This window comes from bacterium (genome assembly GCA_020440705.1).
GTDB lineage: Bacteria > Krumholzibacteriota > Krumholzibacteriia > LZORAL124-64-63 > LZORAL124-64-63 > JAGRNP01.
In genome coordinates, this window is sequence record JAGRNP010000027.1 from 1 (window position 1) to 17,581 (window position 17,581).

A 17,581-nucleotide genomic window follows, 5' to 3' on the forward strand; every position below is an offset into this window, starting at 1 on the left:
GGCCACGGGCCAGGTCACCACGTCGCGCACGCCGGCGGCGAGCCAGGCGAGGCCCGCCCCCACACCGCCCAGGAGCCCGGGCAGCCAGCGCAGCCACCGTTTGAAGATCAGGATGAGCGTGACCAGGAGGGCCAGGGTCAGGAAGATGCGGCCGCCCCAGAGGCCGAACAGGCCGTGGAAGGCGCGGGCGAGGCCGAAGCCGGCCACGCCGCCGAAGCGGATCGCGGTCTCGCCGGGCAGCGGGCCGTCGGGTTGGGCCAGCCACGCCGCCGAGACCAGCCACAGGGGCAGGGCGCGCAGCAGCACCGGGCGCAGGCGCGCCTGGGCCCCGGTCAGGTAGCCGAGGCCGAGCACCGCCACCACCAGGGGGAACGTCCAGCACCAGAGGCCGCCGAAGAGGGCGTGCAGGGCCACGTCCAGCACCGCGCCCACCGGGCCGCCCGGATTCGGGGCAGCCAGCAGGTCGGGCGTGGCTTCGCCTTCCATGACGCTCCACCAGGGACCGACCGGACCGGTCAGCGAGAGCCCCATGTACAGCGCCACGGCGATCAGCAGCAGTCCGCTCAGCCAGGGGGCGTCGGACCAGGACCGGCCGTTCTTCCGCTTAGCCTTCTTCCGATTTCGCCCGGACACGCAACCCCTCCTGGAGATGGGACAATTCCTCTTCGAGGAAACGTGTCGTGGCCTTGCCATCGAGGAAGACCCGGTTGTCCAGGACCTCCAGATGGAAGGGGGTGCTCGTGGGCAGACCCTCGAAGACGCATTCCTTCAGGGCCCGGCGCATCCGTGCGACAGCTTCCTCGCGATCCTTCCCGTGGGCGATGACCTTCGCCAACAGGCTGTCGTAGTGGGGCGGCACCATGTAGTCGCTGTAGACGTGGGTGTCGACCCGCACCCCCGGTCCGCCGGGGGCGTGGTAGTAGAAGATCCGGCCCGGGCAGGGCATGAAGTCCCGCTCGGGGTTCTCGGCGTTGATGCGGCACTCGATGGCGTGACCGCGGACCTTGATGTCATCCTGGGTGAAGTCGAACGGTTCGCCGGCCGCCACCTTGAGCATCCACTTGAGCAGGTCGAATCCCGTGACCATCTCGGTCACCGGGTGCTCGACCTGGATGCGGGTGTTCATCTCCATGAAGTAGAACGAGCCGTCCTCGTCGAGAAGGAACTCGACCGTGCCGGCGTTCACGTAGCCGACGCGCTCGGCGAGGCGCACCGCGGCCGCGCCCATGCGGGCCCGCAGGTCGGGGTCCACCGCCGGCGAGGGCGCCTCCTCGATGAGCTTCTGGTGGCGGCGCTGCACCGAGCAGTCGCGCTCGCCGAAATGGATCACCTTGCCGTGGGCGTCGCCCATGAGCTGGATCTCCACGTGCCGGGGATTCACCAGGTACTTCTCGAGGTACACGCCGTCGTTGCCGAAGGCCGCGCCGGCCTCGGTGCGGGCCGCCACGTAGTTCCGGCGCAGCTCCTCCTCGTCCCACGCCACGCGCATGCCCTTGCCGCCGCCACCGGCGGTGGCCTTGATGATCACCGGGTAGCCGAAGCGTTCGGCCGCCAGGGCCGCCTCCTCCACCGAATCGACCAGCCCCGTGCCCGGCACCACCGGGACCTCGGCCTCGACGGCCATGGTGCGGGCGGTGGCCTTGTCCCCCATCTGCCGGATCACCGCGGCGCTGGGACCGATCCAGGTGAAGTCGTTCTCGGCGCAGATCTCGGCGAACTCGGCGTTCTCGGCGAGGAAACCGTAGCCCGGATGGATGGCCTCGGCGCCGGTGATCTCGGCCGCCGCGATGATGTTGGGAATGCGCAGATAGCTCTCGGCACTGGTCTTCTTCCCCACGCACACCGACTCGTCGGCGTACTTCACGTGGAGCGAATGGGCGTCGGCGGCCGAGTGGACCGCCACCGTCTGGATGTCCAGCTCCCGGCACGCCCGCATGACACGCAGGGCGATCTCGCCCCGGTTGGCAATGAGGATCTTCTTGAACATGCACGACTTCCTGTATGGGCCCGAAGGGATTCGGTCACCCGCCGGGTCCGGTCCACCTCCGTGGGAGCCGCCGGCGGGCAGGGCTCGGGGCCGCTGCCGGGCGCGTCCGGACGGATCCGGATCGGCGGCCTGCGGCCATGGGGGATTCGCGGCCCCTATTTTGGCTGCCGCCCCCCCGCCTTGCAAGGGAAACGTTGGCCCCGGCGACCGCCCCGCCACCCCACAAAAAAGCCCCGGGTGGCCGATGGGGCCACCCGGGGACGCCGGTTCGCAGGCGGGAGCGGGGATCAGATCTTCTCGAGCTCCTTCTCCTCGTCCTTGGTCGCCTCCTCGAAGCGGTCCCACGTGGTGTCCGAACTGCCCTGGATGCCCTTGACCCGCAGCTGGAACTCGTGCGGGTTGCTGCTGGCCTTGGTGGCCGCCTCCAGGGTGATCTTGTTCTCCTTGTAGAGCTGCATCAGGGACTGGTCGAAGGTCTGCATCTGGTACTGGATGAAGCCCTCCTGGATCGCCTGGTGGATCCGCACGGTCTTGTCGGCCTCGCGGATGTACTCCTTGATGGTGCTCGTGTTGATGAGGACCTCGCAGGCCGGGTACCGCCGCAGCCCGTCCGCGTCGGCCACGAGACGCTGGGAGATGATCGATTGCAGGGTCGAGGCCACCAGGTAGCGGATCTCCTGCTGCTGATGCGGCGGGAAGAAGCTGATGATGCGGCTGATGGTCTGGGTCGCGTCGGTCGTGTGCAGGGTCGAGAGCACGAGATGACCGGTGTCCGCGGCGGTCAGCGCGATCTTCATGGACTCGGCGTCCCGGATCTCGCCGATGAGGATGACGTCCGGGTCCTGCCTCAGGACATGCTTGAGGGCCTCGGCGTAACTGCCGGTGTCACAGCCGATTTCACGCTGACTGATGATGCTCTTGCGGTCGCGATGCAGGAACTCGATCGGGTCCTCGATGGTGATCACATGGCGCGAACTCTCGCGGTTGATGATGTCGACGATCGAGGCGAGGGTCGTCGACTTGCCACTGCCCACGGTTCCCGTAACGAGCATGAGCCCGCGGGGCTTGAGGGCCAGTTCCTTGATCACCGGCGGCAGGTCGAGCTCCTCGGGCGTCTTGATCTCCACGGGAACGTGACGGAAGACCATGGCCACGCTGCCCCGCTGGACGTAGAAGTTCGCCCGGAACCGCGCCACGCCGGGCACGCCGAAGGCGAAGTCGATCTCGCGGGTGGCCTCGAACTGCTCGCGCTGGGCCGGTGCCAGGATCTGCTGCGTCACCGCGGCCATGTCCTGGATCGTCGGCGGTTCGTACTCGCCGTAGACCAGGGTGCCGTTGATGCGGAAACAGGGCGGCGTCGCCACCTTCAGGTGCAGGTCGCTCGCCCCCCGGGCGATCATCTCCTTGAGGATCTTCTTGATATCCATGCGACGGGCTCTCCTGGGCCGGGTTCGGACGCGCCGGGGCCCACGCCGGGCCCGGCATCTGGTTCCGATTTCGGCCGGATCCGGCCCGACTTGAGCCGGGATCGGCGCCCGTCGAAACGCCGAAACCGCCCCTGGGGGCGGTTTCGGCGGGTTCAGACGCGATCCGGAACGTTCCGGACGGATCCGGACGGATCCGGCGGAACCGGGATCAGTCCGGGTCGACGAGGAAGAGCACGGCTTCGGCCTCGACCGGGCCGCCATCCTCCAGGAGGATCTCCTTGATGGTGCCGCCGAATTCGGCTTCGATCTCGTTCATGACCTTCATGGCCTCGATGATGCAAAGGGTCTGGCCCGCAGCCACGTGGTCGCCCACGCTGACGAAGGCCGGACTGGTCGGCGAGGGCGAGCGGTAGAACGTGCCCACGATGGGCGAACGGACATCCTTCCACTTGCCGCGGGTCGCGTCGGCCGCGGGAGCCGCCGGGGCCTCCGCCACCGCCGGCGCCGCCGCGACCGGAGCCGCCACCGCCGGCAGGGGCACCTGCACGGGCGCGGGCATCATGGTCGGCGCTCCGTAGGTGTGGGCCGCCGACTTCTGGATGCGGACGGTCGTGTCCTGGTGGCTGACCTCCAGCTCCTCGATGCCGCTTTCCTCCACCAGCTTCACCAGCTCGCGGACCTTCTTGATGTCCATCCCCTGTCCTCCGCTTTCCTCGGCCTTGGCCATGAATCCGCCTTTCGGTGTCCGGGCCTACGCCCGCCCCAGGTACTTGCCGGTCCGCGAGTCGACCTTGATGATCTCGCCTTCCTCGATGAACAGGGGCACCTGCACGACCAGCCCCGTCTCCATCGTCGCCGGCTTCGAGCCGCCCTGGGCGGTGTCGCCACGCACGCCGGGATCGGTCTGGGCGATCTGCAGCTCGACGGTGAGGGGCGGCTCCACCGTCAGCGGCTTCTCCTCCAGGAGCAGCACGCTGCACAGGTCGCTCGCCTTGATGTAGAGGGGCACGTCCCCGAGGGCGTCCCGGTGCAGCTGCAGCTGCTCGTAGGTCTCGGTGTTCATGAAGACGTAGTCCTCGCCGTCCGGGTACAGGTACTGGAACGTCCGGCGCTCGAGCCGGACCTCCTCGACCCGCTCCCCGGCCCGGAACGTCTCCTCGACGACCTTGCCGTTCTCGATGTTCTTGAGCTTGGTGCGCACGAACGCCGGGCCCTTGCCGGGCTTCACGTGCTGGAACTCGGCAATCGACCACAGCCCATTCTTGTGGCGCATGGTGAACCCGGTGCGGAAATCACTGGTATCGGCCAAAGCGGTCCTCCAGATGCAAAACGGTCCTCGGAATCCAACCGTGGCAACGGGTCCTCCCGCATGATCCGGGCATTGCGGCGGATTTGCCACCAAAAAATCCGCCTATTGATAACACCCGGATGCCGCTCTGGCAATGTCGAACGGCCCTCTTGCCGCCGCCTAGCGGGCCGGACCCGTGCCGAGCAGTCCGGCCATGCCCTGGAGGGCCAGCCGGTACCCCTGGACCCCGAAGCCGCGCACACCCGCCGTCACCACGTCGGCCAGCAGGTTCGTGCGCCGGAAGGGCTCGCGGGCGTCGGGATTGGACAGGTGGAGCTCGATGACCGGAATGGAGACGGCCGACACGGCGTCGCGCACGGCCACCGAGGTGTGGGTGTAGGCGGCCGCGTTGAGGATCAGGCCCGCCGCCCCGTCGCCCGCCGCATGGATCAGCTTGACGAGATCGCCCTCGCCGTCGGTCTGGGCGAAGACGAGTTCGAGACCGGACTCCGCGGCCCAGTCCCGGCACAGGTCGGCCAGTTCCGACCAGGTCGTGTGGCCGTAGATCTCCGGCTCCCGGCTTCCGAGGCGGCCCAGATTGGGACCGCCCAGCATGTGGACCAGGGGTTTCACGGCGCCGCTCCCTCCTCGTCGCCCCGGATCCGATCGATCCAGTCGGCGAAGCTCCGCTTCTCGGCCGCCCGTCGGGCGGCCAGGTGCTCGTTGCGGCTGGCCGCGACGGTGCCGTCCCGCGGGGCATCGTCGGTCGTCACCGGCCCGAGCGCCACGATCCGCTCGCGCACGTCGTCGCGGTCGGGCGCCAGTTCATGCAACCGCTGCAGGGCCGCGAGGGCCTTGGCCCGGTAGCCCTGGGCGATGTAGATGTCGACCAGGGTCAGGGTGATCAGGCCGTCGCCCGGCTGCCGACGGTCGGGGCCCGGGCGCCCGCTTCCCGGCGGCTCGACGGCACGGCCGGCCCCGTCTGCCACGGGCGCCGTTTCGCCTGCCGGCGGGGTGGCTCCCCCAACGGGATCCGGCGAGGCCGCCTCGTCCCCTTCCGCGAGGCCGGACACCGCCGCCGCTTCGCCGGCCGCGTCGAGGCACTCCCGGGCCGCCGCCGCCGCCGCGGTCCAGGTCCCGTTGTCCGGCTCGAGTCCGGCGAGGTACTCGAAGTGGGCCGCCGCCTCCGACCAGTGTCCCGCATCGCGTGCGCGTTCGGCGAGGAGTCGGCGGGCCACCAGGTTGTCGGCGTCGTGCTCCAGAACCCGGGTCAGGACCCGCTCGGCGTGGGCCAGACGACCGGCGTCGAGAAGCGCGTGCCCGAGGATGACCAGCCCCCCGTGGAAATCCGGATGCCGCGCCACGCCGTCCTCCAGCAGGGCGAGGGCCTCCGGGATGCGTCCGGCCTGGCGCAGCAGGTCGGCCAGCGGCGCGAAGGCACGGCTGTCCGGCGCCGCCTCGAGGCGGCGCCGGCAGACCCGGATCCGTTCGTCGAGGGGCGACACCGTCATGCGCCGTCCTCGTCCTTCAGGGCGTCGCCCACCACGGCCATGTCGTTCCATTCTCCCGCCATGTCCGCCGGCGCGAACCGTGCGGACACGGCGGCGACCAGGTCGCCGCCGGCCGAGAGGGCCGCGGCGTCGGCGCCGTCGAGCAGGCCGCAGGCGCAGCGAGCCGCGCCCTCGCCGACCATGCGGGCCACCTTGCGCGCGAAGACCCGGCTCATGGCCGCGGTCGTCGCCGCCGCCGGGTCGCCGGCCTCGGCCAGGCGCGCGGCCTTGGCGGCGAAGGCCGCCCCCACCTCGCAGGCCGTCATCATGTCGGCGAACTGGAACATGACGATCTGGTGGCGCGTCTCGCGGGCCTTGTGCATGTGCAGCACGACGTCGTTCAGGCCGCGCATGGCCGCAGCGACCAGGCTGGCCCCCACTTCGCCATGGGCCGCGTGCAGTTCGTCCATCCCGGCCGCGAGGTTCGCGTAGAACCCGCCCTTGGAGCGGACGGTCTCCTTCCAGCGGTACATGCTGATGATCGACTGCTGGATCTCGCTCGTGCCCTCGTAGATCGACGTGATGCGCACGTCGCGGCGCATCTTCTCCACCACGTACTCGCGGGCGTAGCCGTAGCCGCCGAGGGCCTGGATGGCCGCGTCGGCCGCGCGGTTGCCGGCCTCGGTGCCCCAGTACTTGGCGATGCTGCCCTCGGTGCCCATGTCGGTGCCGCCCTCGTCGATGAGCAGGGCCACGTGCTCCATGTGGGCGCGGCCGGCGGCCAGGTCGATCCAGTTGTCGACGATGAGCTTGAAGAGGTAGCCTTCCTTCTCGACCAGCGGCGCGCCGAACTGCTCGCGCTGCTTGGCGTACCTCAGGGCCCGCCGCAGCGGCGCCTGGCCGCCGCCGATGCCGAAGGCACCGACCATGAGGCGCGTGTAGCCGAAGACGGCATTGGCCTGCTTCAGGCCGACCCCCTCCTCGCCGCCGATGAGATTCTCCGCCGGCACCTCGACGTCCTCGAGCAGCACGCCGGTGGTGTTGCTGGCGCGGATCCCGTGCTTGTCCTCGTGTTTGCCCACCGACAAGCCGGGCGTGCCCTTCTCCACGGCGAAGAAGCTGGGTCCCGCCGGCGTCTTGGCCAGGATGGTGTAGAGGTCGGCCACGCCGCCGTTGGTGATGAACTGCTTGGCGCCGTTGAGCCGGTAGCCCGTCACCTGGCCGTCGGGCCCGATGATCTGGTCGGCGGTGGTCTTCAGGCCGGCCACGTTGCTGCCCGCCTCGGGCTCGGTCACGCCGTAGGCCACGATGAGTCCCTCGCCCGCGATGCGCGAGAGCCACTTCTGCTTCTGCGCTTCGGTGCCGCCGACCAGGATCGGATCGGTCCCGAGGCAGATGGCCAGGAAGGCCGTCGCCACGCCGAGATCCCACGACGCCATCTCCTCGCTCACGCGGCAGATGTCCCGGGCGCCGCCGCCGAGACCGCCGTACTCGGCGGGCAGGAAGATCAGGTGCAGGCCCACGTCCGGACTGAGCAGCTTCTGGATGGTGGCGGTGGGGAACTCGTCCTTCTCGTCCAGTTCCATGATGCGGCCGTCCGGCAATTCGCGGCCGACCACCTGCCGGAGCGTCTGGATCACCATCTCGGTCATTTCGGGGGAAAGTCCGGCGGGAGCGTTCATGGCCCCTTCCTCTCTGCGGTTGGTCCGGGACTTGGCAGTGTCCGGTTGTCCTTGGTTGCGACGGCGGCACCACGGCGATGCGCCCGCCCACGTCGGGAAATCACGTCAGGGTATGTCGATGCGGCCCGAGCCGACGAGGACGCACTGTCCGCCGACCCGGATGGCCCGTGCCTGCCCGTTGCGGATCTCGGCATCGACGACGATGCGGCTGGGCCGGCCGAGTTCGAGTCCCTGTTCCACGACGACGCGCACCGTGGGCTCGGCGCGCACCAGCCGATGCTTCACGAGGTAGGCCATGAGGGCCCCGGTGGCGGCCCCGCTGGCCGCGTCCTCGGGAATGCCGAAATGCGGGGCGAACATGCGGCAGTGCACGGTCGCGTCGGCGGCGACGGTCTCGCAGGTGAAGACGAAGAGGTCGCCGAAGCCGAGGTCGCGGGCGATGGCGTCGGCCTCGCGCCGCCGCAGGTTGATGGCGTCCATGGCCTCGAGGGAACCGAGGGGCACCACGTGGATCGGCAGACCGGTCGAGATCACCTCGCAGGGCAGCCCCGTGATGGCGATCTCCTCCTCGGCCAGACCGAGGGTGCGCGCGACCTTGCTGCGGTGGAAGTACTGCCCCATGAACACGGGGTCGTCCTGCTGGAGGCTGTAGGTGACGGCCCCGTCGTCGTGGCGCGTCCAGACCAGGTAGCGCCCCGCCTCCAGTTCCCAGGTGAAGGGCGCCGGTTCGCCGTCGCCGGCGTCGCGGTCGCGGCGACGGAGGTGATCGAGGGCGAACGTCGCGCCGAGGACCGAATGTCCCGCGAAGGGGATCTCGGCCGCCGGCGTGAAGACGCGCAGCCCGGAGCGGTCGTCGCCGCCGCTGCGTGCCGGCACGATGAACGCCGTTTCGCCGGCGCCCAGTTCCATGGCCAGGTTCTGCATCATCGCCTCGGGGACCCGGTGGCCGTCCGGGAAGAGGTAGAGTCGGCTGCCGCCGAAGGGGCGGTCGGTGAACACGTCGATGAGCAGGAATTCCAGTTCCATGTCAGCCTGTCGCCCGGGAGTTCGCGTCCGTCAGCGCGCCGCCGGCACGGCCGACGGCTTCGTTGCAGAAATTAACACAATGACCGGTGCCGGCCAAGGGGTTAAGGGGCGAAAACGCCCGTCAGGGCGGGGAATCCGGGCGATCGGCCTCAGCCGGCGATGATCACGGTGGCCACGGCGTACTCGCGCTCATGGCTGAGCGAAACCAGCGCGTGGCGCCCGCCGCGGTGGCCGAGGGCGTCGGCGGCCGCCCCGTCGAGGACGAGCCGGGGCGCGCCGTCGAGGTCGCTGCCGACGGCCACCTGGCGGTAGCCGATGTGCCCGATGGGGCCGCCGAGAGCCTTGAGGAAGGCCTCCTTCGCGGCCCAGCGGGCCGCCGCCACGGCGGGGCGCTCCGCCGGCGGTGCGGCCGCAATGCGTTCCCGCTCCTCGGGGCTGAAGCAGCGCGCGAGAAAGCGCTCCCCGTGCCGGTCGAGGAGAGCGGCCATGCGCGCCACGGCGACGATGTCGGTGCCCAGGCCGATGACGCTCAATACGCCCCCTTCCGTTCGATCACCGCCGGCAACGTGCGGGCGAGGATCCCGAGGTCGAAGGCCAGGCTGGCGTTCGCCACGTACTCCCGGTCCAGACGCATCCACTCCTCGAATTCCAGGTGGCTGCGCCCCGAGACCTGCCACAGGCAGGTCAGGCCGGGTTTGACCAGCAGCCGGGCCGCCTGCTCCGGCGTGTACTCCGCCACCTCGGACGGGATCTGCGGACGCGGCCCGACGATGGACATCTCGCCCCGCAGGACATTCAGCAGCTGCGGAAACTCATCGAGGCTGCTGCGGCGCAGGAAGCGGCCCACGCGCGTGATGCGGGGGTCGTCCTTGATCTTGAAGGCCGCACCGGAGGCTTCGTTCAGGTGGGAGAGTTCGTCCTTGCGCGCCTCGGCGTCGACGGCCATGGAGCGGAACTTGTAGCAGGGGAAGACGCGTCCGCGGTAGCCGACCCGCTCCTGCCGGAAGAAGATCGGTCCCCGCGTCTCGAGCCGGATGAGCGCCACGATGAAGGGGAAGAGCGGCAGGATGAGCAGCAGGCCCCCGCACGACGCCACCAGGTCGAAGACCCGCTTGACGAAGCGGTAGACGAGGCCGGGGCGCCGGTCCGGCGTCCCGGCCCGGGCCACGAAGGCCGCGAAATCCGCGTCCGAACCGTAGAAGTTCTCAGGACTCATGGTCTCCGATCCGGTTGGAGCGGCGTTCCCAGGTCATGACCACCACGCCGGGGAAGGTGGCCTCGGTGCGCAGCAGGCCCGCCCGGGACAGCGCCGCCGGCAGCAGCCCCTGCGGATCGAAGTGCCACGCCCGCGCCAGCACCACGCGGCAGAAGTCGTGGCCGGCCAGGACCGCGGCCACGAAGCGGTCGGCCTCGGCCGGGCTCGCCAGCGGCGGCCAGCCGAAGCTGTCCAGCAGTTCGTGGCCGCCCCTATCGTAGTAGGCGTAGACGGTGGTGACCACCGGCACGAGCACCGTGCCGGAGGCCGGCCGGGCCGCCGCCACGTGGGCCACCGCGGCCCGCACGTCCGCCTTGGCGTACTTGTCGGCACCATAGTAGCCGCCCAGCGACCAGACGGTCAAACCGACCAGCAGGCCGGCTACCCCCAACTCGATCCGCCGGGGCAGCCGGGCCAGGCCGGCGCCCGCCAGGAGCAGCAGCCACGGCACCACGACCGCCACGTAGCGCGGGTTCCACGGTTTGACGTTGCGCACCGCCAGAAGGATGAGCACGGCCACCGGCACGGCGATCCAGAGGGCCAGCAGAACCGTACGCCGCCGTTCCCGGTCGCCCAGCCCCGCCCCGACCGCGACCGCCGCCGCGACGCCCGCCGCGCCGAGCACCGGCGCGTACCCCATGAGGACGGCCAGACGGTCGGGCTGGTGCAGTTCGCGCAGGGAGGGCCCGAGGCTGTAGCCGAAGAGGAACGTGAAGAAGGCGTAGGGTACGGCCAGCGGCGAGAACGTCGTCTCGCCGCGCAGGGCGGCACCGGTCTCGGCCCCCGGCACGACCCGATCGATGGCCCAGATGCCCGCCGCCTTCAGGAGCCAGGGGGCCGACAGGAGCACCGCCAGGGCGAAGGCGAAGATCCAGCCCCCCCAGGCCCGGCCGGTGGCGGGTCGGTGCAGCGTCAGCAGCGACAGCCCCATGGCCGCCAGCAGGAAGACGCCCGACAGGTTGCTCAGCACCATGGCCGCCCCCGCCAGTCCGAAGCCCACGACCGCCCCCGGCACCGGGCCGCGGCGCACGAGTTCGAGGTAGGCCCAGCCGGTGAGCACCGCGAACAGGAGCAGGAAGGAGTAGCCCCGGCCTTCCTGGCTGTACCAGACCAGGAACGGATTCAGCGCGAAGAGCAGCAGCGCCAGACGGGCGCCCCGCGGGGCGAGCACGCGGCCGGCCAGCAGTCCGAAGAGCGGCACGGCCACGATGCCGGCCAGCAGCGCCGGCAGCCGCAGCATGAGTTCGGTGTCCCGGGCGTGGGTCAGGGGCCACACCGCCGCCAGGTAGAGCGGACCCTGGATCGTGTCGAGGAACTGTTCGACGAAGCCGTAGCCCGCCGCCGGATGCACCGCGCGCCAGGTGAGCATCTCGTCGACCCACACCGACGGCCGCGTCACGAAGAGGATCCGCAGCAGCGCTCCGACCAGGGTCAGCACCCAGACGACGCGGCCACCGACACCCGCCGGCGCGGCTTCGCGCCGGTCGAGCCAGTCGGCCCGGGGAACCCAGGACCGGCGCGCGGGGATGTCGTTCATGGTTCGCTCCCGGCCGGACGGCTCAGCGGGTGAAGGCCGGGCGCTCCCGCAGCGGGGTGCCGGGCCGGAATTCCTTCAGTTCGACGTCGATGGATCCCACGGGCACCTTGGTCTTGATCAGGACCGGGACGCGGTGCTGGTCGGCCGTCACGTAGAGGGTGATCTTCCCTTCGTGCTTGAAGAGCCCCTCCCCCTCGAGGACCGGTTCCACCACGTAGCAGTCGAAGGTGCCCGCCTCCACCGTGACGGTCTCGCGACCGTGGACGATGACCTGCAGATCATAGGTCTTCCGGCTGCTGTGCGCGAGCAGCGAGTACGTGTCGCCCGCACCGAGATCGAGGTTGCGCACGAAGAAGACAGCCGACAGCACGTCCTGGATCCCGCTGGCGATGTCGAACTTCTGGCCGTCGGCGTAGTGGGCGACCTCGTCCTCGTGATCGAAGGAGATCTCGACGGTCTTCTTGTAGTCGCCTTCGCGCAGGCGCTTGTGGAAATAGCGCGTGTAGAGCCGTTCGACATCCATGTAGCTGATGATCTTGTCGCGCACCTTGTAGAAGGACGAGAAGAACCGGTTGCTGTTGGCGGTCGACTGCAGTTCGTAGCAGGTGTGCCCCTGGTAGGTCGTCAGTCCGACCACCTCGAGGGTGCCCTCGCCCGCGTTCACCGGACCGTATCCGATGGAGTACACCATGCGCTCGCCCGGACCGAAAACCGTCGGCGCGGGCTCGACGCCGGCCGGGACCTCGTCGGCCGCCCCGGCCGGCCCCCCGACCGCCAGGAGGGCGGCCAGCAGGGTCGCCGCGACGAAGGCGGCGGCGGCGCCGGGGCGTTGGGAACGCTGATCACGGATTGTCACGTGCGATCTCCTTCTGCGGACTCCGCCCGAGCCGGGCGAGCATCCGCTCCACCGAAGCAATGACCGTGCCGCTGTCCAGATCGTCCAGGCACGGATGGCCCGGCACCGGGCACTCCGTCAGGTCGCAGGGCGCGCACGGCACCGGATTCCGCACGGAAACATGGCGCGGCGTGGGCGGGTTCCATCCGCCCGGATCGGTGGGGCCGAAAATGGTCACCGTCGGCCGGCCGAGGGCCGCGGCCAGATGACGGGGACCGCAATCCGTGCCCACGAACAGGGCCGCCCGGGACAGCAGGAAGGCCAGCTCCGGCAGGGTCGTGGGCGGCGCCAGCAGGCCGACCGGGAGGTGGCCCAGACCCTCGACCAGCCACTCGTCACCGGGCCCGGCGATGAGCACCGGATTGGCCCCGCAGCCGGGGAGCGCCCGCAGGAGGTCACCCACGTGGCGGACCGGCCACTGCTTGGCCGCCCAGGTGGCGCTCATCACCACCGCCGTCGGCACGCCCGGGCGGGCCCGCCACGCGTCCGCCCAGGCGGCGAGCTCCGGCCGCATCTCCCCGGCAGCGTGGCCGTCCATGGCGGCAGCGGCGAACCCGTCGCGCCAGGGCAGCGTCTCGACGCCCAGGGCGCGCAGCGGATCGAGGAAGGCTTCGCCGGCGAAGCCGCGCAGCGCGCGCCCCCCCGCCCGGTTGCGGGGCACCTTGACGTTGTAGGCCCAGCGGCGGCGGGGCAGGTCGTAGCCGACGCGCACCGGCGCCCCCGACAGGATGGTCCACAGGGCCGTGCGCGGATTGCCGAGCCAGTCGATGACCAGGTCGTAGTTCTCGCGCCGGAGCCGCCGCAGCCAGGACTCCCCCGCCGGCAGCGGCCACGGCAGGATCCGCACCTCCGGCGCCAGCCCGGCCAGCAGCGGCGCGAACGGGCGGTCGATGACCAGGTCGATGCGGGCCCGGGGCCAGGCCCGGGCCACCTCCAGCACGGCCGGCAGGGTGACCAGCGCGTCGCCCAGGGCCTTGCGGCGGATCAGGAGGATGCGTCGGAAGTCCCGGCGGGCCATCATGGCGCAGCCGTCCCGTCCCGCCCGAACAGGGCGACGGCCGCGTCCAGGACGTCGGCGGGCGCGAGGTCCGGCAGGCAGATGAATTCGCCGCAGGTGTGGCGATCGCAGGGGTGGCACGCCGGTCGTGTCGCCAGGACCCGGAAGGGGCCGAGACCTTCGTACGGAAACCAGATGGCCGGATCGGTCGGGCCGAAGAGGCCCAGGGTGGGTACGCCCAGGCCCACCGCCAGGTGCATGACCCCGCCGTCGGCGCTGATCACGCCCGCGGACGCCGCGAGCAGCCGGCGCACGCCGCTCAGCCCGCCGGGGGGCAGCACCTCGATTCCCTCGTCCGGCAGCTCGGCGGCAAAGGCGCTCCAGTCATCCTGTCGCCCGGGCGGGATGAGCACCTGCAGCGGCCGGTTCGAGCGGCCGCTCCAGGCCGCCACCAGTTCCCGCCAGTGCGCGGCCGGCCACTCCTTGGTGGGCCACGTGGCCGCCGGCGCGAGCACGACCGGCGCGCCCGGGGCCGGGGCCCGCTCGCAACCGGCGATGCGCGGCGCGAGGGAGCCCGGCGGGAATCTCCCGGCGGCCCAGGTCACGAGGTCCTGCCCGGTCCCGGCGTGCACGAGGGTCGCCAGGCGGCAGAGATGCTCGCCGAGCCCGCCGGGCGCCAGATCGCCGAGCGGAAGCTCCGGCAGATCCGGGCGCAGCACCACATGGGTGTAGAGTCGCCGCCGGCTGCCGCGGGTGCCGCCGATGCGGCGCGGGATGCCTGCTAGGCGCAGCAGCCAGGCGCTGCGCGGATTGAAGAAGAGGTCGACCGCCAGGTCGTAGCGGGCGGCCCGCAGTTCGGCCACCATGCCCAGGGTGCCTCGCGCCGGCCCCGTCGCGGCCCCCGTGGCCGGCACGCGGGCGCGGGCGTCGGCCCCGCGGCGGCGGGCGCCGAGCCGATGGATCCGATCGAGATGCGGATGTCCCTCCAGGACCGGGGCGTGGGCCGCCTCGCAGAGGTAGCCGATGCGCAGCTCGGGGTCTCCGGCCCGCAGCACCTCGGCCAGGACGGTGGTCATGACCACGTCGCCCAGGTAGCGCAGCCGCGTCAGCAGCACCGACGAGACCGGCTTGCCGTCGAGCAGCCAGCTCACGCCTCGCCTCCCGGCGTCGCGGCCAGGATCCGGTCGACGGCGGCCGCGAGGTCGTCGGCCACGAAGACCCGGTCGTCGCCAGCCCAGCGGGTCCGGACCGCCTCCTCCTGGCCGCGCCCGTAGCCGGTGCGCACCAGCACGCCGCCCAGGCCGGCGTCGCGGCCGAGGGCCACGTCGCTGGCCTTGTCCCCCACGACCCAGGAACGCGCCGGATCCCAGGTCAGGTCGCGCGCCGCCTCCCGGAGCAGCCCCGGGCGCGGCTTGCGGCACGGGCAGTCGTCAGCGGGGCCATGCGGGCAGTAGTAGAAGGCGTCGAAGCGCGCCCCGGCGGCGGCCAGGTCGGCCTCGATCCGCTCCATCACGGCGCTGAACTCGGCTTCGCCGAAATAGCCGCGCCCGATGCCCGACTGGTTGGTGACGCCGATGAGAAGCCAGCCCTCCGCGCGGGCACGCGCCAGGGCCGCGGCGACGCCGGGCAGCAACGCCACCCCGTCGGGATCGGCGAGGTAGTCGCGGTCGGCGATGACGACCCCGTCGCGGTCGACGAACAGCGCCGGCGGGGGCGGACCGCCGTCGGCTGCGGCCGGATGGGCGGGACCCTTCCAGGTGGGCATCAGCTTCGCTCCTCGGTGGCCGCCCCGCGCCGCGCGACCAGGTCGCAGGCCGCGGCGAAGACCTCGGCCCCGCCGATGGTGGCGAGGCAGAACTCGGGCTGGTTGCAGGTGCGCCGGTAGCAGGGCCGACAGGGAAACCCCGCGGCCGTTACGGCGGTGGTCCAGGGACCGAGCGGTCGCGTCCAGTCCGGATTCGACGAACCGAACACCCCGACGGTCGGGACCCCCAGCGCGCCGGCTACGTGCATGAGGCCGCTGTCGTTGCCCACGAAGGCGGTCGCCGCCCTGAGGACCCGCACCACCTCCACAAGGTCGGTGCGTCCGGTGAGGTCGACCAGATCGGCCGCTTCCGCCCAGGCCGCAGCGGCACGGCGGCGGCTGCCGGAGCACAGCGCCGCGGCGAACGGTGCGGCTGCCGCATCGCCGAGGAAGACCACGCGGGCGCCCGCGTCGCGGACCGCCGCCTCGACCAGCTCGGCCACCCGCGCGGCCGGCCAGGACTTGGCCTCTCCGTAGGTGGTGCCCGGCGCCACGACCCACAGCGGCCGCTCGTCGGGCAGAGGCTGGGCCTCCCAGGCCGCGGTGCCGGCAAGGGATGGCGGTGGCAGGTCGCCGTCGGGCAGAAGGGGGGCCGGCCAGCCCAGATCGGCCACGGCGGCCACCCCCAGATCGAGCAGTTCCCACGCGTGATGTCGGGTCCCGCGCGGCCCGCGGGCCACGGCCGAGCCGAGCAGCCAGTCGCGGCCGTCGCCGCTGTGGCCCACCCGCACGGATGCGCGCGAGAGGGCGGCCACCAGCCCCGCGCGCAGGCTCGGCGGCCCGAGGACCACCGCCGCATAGCCGCCGGCGGCCAGTTCCCGGCCCTGGCGCCAGAGCCCCCCCAGGCCGGCGTGGCGTCCGCCGCGCTCCACCGGGAGCAGGGAACCGACCCGCGGATCGTCCCGGAAGAGCGGAGCCCAGGCCGGGCGCACGGCCACGTCGACCCGCCCGCCATCGCCGGCGGCCGCGGCGGCGCGGGCCAGGTGGTCGAGCAGGGGCGTGGCCATGACGACGTCGCCCAGCCAGTTGGGCATGTGCAGGAGGATTCGCCGGGTGGGCACCGCCGCCGGCCTAGCCATCGCGCGAGGGCGGGCTCGCCGGAATCACCCGCGAGGCGGTGCTGGTGCGGCCACCGGTGACGGCCTCGACCGCCTCCATGAGGGTCTCGATGTCGACCTTCTCCCCCTTGGTGACGCGGATCACGCGGGCCCGGGGACGGTCGGCCGGCTCCCACTCCGGACCGTCCGCCTTGCTGAAGAGGCCCACCGCCGGCACGCCCAGGGCCACGGCGAAGTGGAAGAAGTCGGTATTGCCCGCCACGAAGAGGTCGCAGTGCGACAGCAGCAGCACCATCTCGAGCAGCGTCTCGCGCTCGAGTCCCACCGGCACTTCCGAGAGGCTCGTCTCGAACTTCTGCAGGCGGTCCTGCTGGTCCGGATCGGCCAGCGGCAGGATCTTGCACACGAGCTGGCTGCTCAGCTGGCGCACCAGGAACTGCATGTTCTCCAGGGCGAAGGCGTGCCCGGTCTTGGCGACGCCGGGATCGACGCCGATGAGCATCTGATCGGGATTCGGCTTGTGGAAGTGCACCTGCTGCGCCATCTGGCGCACCTTGTCCATGGGCAGGGGCCAGCGCGGGTTCATCTCGTCGGGCTGGAAGCCCAGGAACGGCGCCGCGCGCAGCAGACGGTCGCCGCGGTAGCCCCGCGGTCCGTCGGTCGCCGCGCGCAGTTCGAAGTTGATCGCCGGCCACGAGTCGCCGTGGCTGGGTCCGTAGCGGAAGGCGGCCCCGCTGGCGAGGGCGGCCAGTTCGAGCCGGGGCTGAGGCGAGTACGACATGACCAGGGCCACGTCGTAGTTGGAAGCGGAAAGTTTCCGCAGCATGGCGCCGAAGGCCGGCCGCCACGGATTCAGCTGCCCCTCCTTGTAGATGATGCACTGCCGCGCGAGGCCGCTGGGCACCACCAGGGGCGCATGCTTCTCCGGCAGCAGGAAGTCCATCTTCGAACCCGGATGGCGCCGGCGGACGGCGGTCAGCAGGGGCATGTGGAAGAGCACGTCGCTCAGGTCGCCGGGATCGATGCAGAGGATGCGCGAATCTTCGCGCAGGGCTCCCGGCACCGTGAAGGCGGCCTCCTGCCCCTTGCGGAAGAAGGGGCGCATGAGCGAACTGATGATCTTGTGCTCGGCCAA

The 17,581-nt window shown here is 71.4% G+C and carries 18 protein-coding genes; all 18 read right to left on the reverse strand.

What is annotated here, in order from left to right; all coding sequences use genetic code 11:
• The coding region (locus KDM41_06280) for a DNA translocase FtsK 4TM domain-containing protein (GenBank protein MCB1183020.1) at positions 1 to 633 on the reverse strand (633 nt) is incomplete at its 3' end.
• Positions 605 to 1,987, reverse strand: coding sequence for an acetyl-CoA carboxylase biotin carboxylase subunit (gene accC, locus KDM41_06285; GenBank protein ID MCB1183021.1), 1,383 nt, complete (start codon positions 1,985 to 1,987; stop codon positions 605 to 607). The genes KDM41_06280 and accC, both read right to left, overlap by 29 nt.
• A gap of 287 nt (positions 1,988 to 2,274) precedes the next feature.
• Positions 2,275 to 3,414, reverse strand: coding sequence for a type IV pilus twitching motility protein PilT (locus tag KDM41_06290; GenBank protein ID MCB1183022.1), 1,140 nt, complete (start codon positions 3,412 to 3,414; stop codon positions 2,275 to 2,277).
• A gap of 208 nt (positions 3,415 to 3,622) precedes the next feature.
• Positions 3,623 to 4,108: an acetyl-CoA carboxylase biotin carboxyl carrier protein gene (locus KDM41_06295; protein ID MCB1183023.1), complete on the reverse strand. Its 486-nt coding sequence runs from the start codon at positions 4,106 to 4,108 to the stop codon at positions 3,623 to 3,625.
• A gap of 57 nt (positions 4,109 to 4,165) precedes the next feature.
• Positions 4,166 to 4,723: an elongation factor P gene (gene efp, locus KDM41_06300; protein MCB1183024.1), complete on the reverse strand. Its 558-nt coding sequence runs from the start codon at positions 4,721 to 4,723 to the stop codon at positions 4,166 to 4,168.
• A 159-nt stretch (positions 4,724 to 4,882) separates the two neighbouring features.
• Positions 4,883 to 5,317: a 3-dehydroquinate dehydratase gene (locus tag KDM41_06305; protein ID MCB1183025.1), complete on the reverse strand. Its 435-nt coding sequence runs from the start codon at positions 5,315 to 5,317 to the stop codon at positions 4,883 to 4,885.
• A 14-nt stretch (positions 5,318 to 5,331) separates the two neighbouring features.
• Positions 5,332 to 6,213 carry a tetratricopeptide repeat protein gene (locus KDM41_06310; protein ID MCB1183026.1) on the reverse strand — a complete coding sequence of 294 codons (882 nt, stop codon included), beginning with the start codon at positions 6,211 to 6,213 and terminating at the stop codon, positions 5,332 to 5,334.
• On the reverse strand, positions 6,210 to 7,874 hold the full coding sequence (locus tag KDM41_06315) for an acyl-CoA dehydrogenase family protein (protein ID MCB1183027.1): 1,665 nt from the start codon (positions 7,872 to 7,874) through the stop codon (positions 6,210 to 6,212). Before KDM41_06315 ends, KDM41_06310 begins: the two co-directional genes overlap by 4 nt.
• Before the next feature lie 105 nt (positions 7,875 to 7,979).
• A complete protein-coding gene (locus tag KDM41_06320; GenBank protein MCB1183028.1) occupies positions 7,980 to 8,900 on the reverse strand; it encodes a PhzF family phenazine biosynthesis protein in 921 nt (306 codons plus the stop codon).
• A gap of 149 nt (positions 8,901 to 9,049) precedes the next feature.
• Positions 9,050 to 9,433, reverse strand: a complete 384-nt coding sequence (gene acpS / locus KDM41_06325; GenBank protein ID MCB1183029.1) for a holo-ACP synthase — start codon at positions 9,431 to 9,433, stop codon at positions 9,050 to 9,052.
• Complete coding sequence (locus KDM41_06330; protein MCB1183030.1) at positions 9,430 to 10,116, reverse strand: exopolysaccharide biosynthesis polyprenyl glycosylphosphotransferase; 687 nt, start codon at positions 10,114 to 10,116, stop codon at positions 9,430 to 9,432. The genes acpS and KDM41_06330 overlap by 4 nt, the downstream gene beginning before the upstream one ends.
• Positions 10,106 to 11,692 carry a glycosyltransferase family 39 protein gene (locus KDM41_06335; protein MCB1183031.1) on the reverse strand — a complete coding sequence of 529 codons (1,587 nt, stop codon included), beginning with the start codon at positions 11,690 to 11,692 and terminating at the stop codon, positions 10,106 to 10,108. Before KDM41_06335 ends, KDM41_06330 begins: the two co-directional genes overlap by 11 nt.
• Positions 11,693 to 11,714: 22 nt before the next feature.
• Positions 11,715 to 12,548, reverse strand: coding sequence for a DUF3108 domain-containing protein (locus KDM41_06340; protein MCB1183032.1), 834 nt, complete (start codon positions 12,546 to 12,548; stop codon positions 11,715 to 11,717).
• A complete protein-coding gene (locus KDM41_06345) occupies positions 12,535 to 13,608 on the reverse strand; it encodes a glycosyltransferase family 9 protein (GenBank protein MCB1183033.1) in 1,074 nt (357 codons plus the stop codon). The genes KDM41_06340 and KDM41_06345 overlap by 14 nt, the downstream gene beginning before the upstream one ends.
• Entirely contained in the window at positions 13,605 to 14,735 is a 1,131-nt protein-coding gene (locus KDM41_06350) for a glycosyltransferase family 9 protein (protein MCB1183034.1), read from the reverse strand. Before KDM41_06350 ends, KDM41_06345 begins: the two co-directional genes overlap by 4 nt.
• Entirely contained in the window at positions 14,732 to 15,349 is a 618-nt protein-coding gene (locus KDM41_06355) for an HAD family hydrolase (protein ID MCB1183035.1), read from the reverse strand. The genes KDM41_06350 and KDM41_06355 overlap by 4 nt, the downstream gene beginning before the upstream one ends.
• The gene (gene waaF, locus KDM41_06360) at positions 15,349 to 16,449 is read right to left on the reverse strand and encodes a lipopolysaccharide heptosyltransferase II (protein ID MCB1183036.1); all 1,101 of its coding nucleotides are present in this window, start codon (positions 16,447 to 16,449) and stop codon (positions 15,349 to 15,351) included. Before waaF ends, KDM41_06355 begins: the two co-directional genes overlap by 1 nt.
• A 10-nt stretch (positions 16,450 to 16,459) precedes the next feature.
• Positions 16,460 to 17,581: a glycosyltransferase family 9 protein gene (locus KDM41_06365; protein ID MCB1183037.1), complete on the reverse strand. Its 1,122-nt coding sequence runs from the start codon at positions 17,579 to 17,581 to the stop codon at positions 16,460 to 16,462.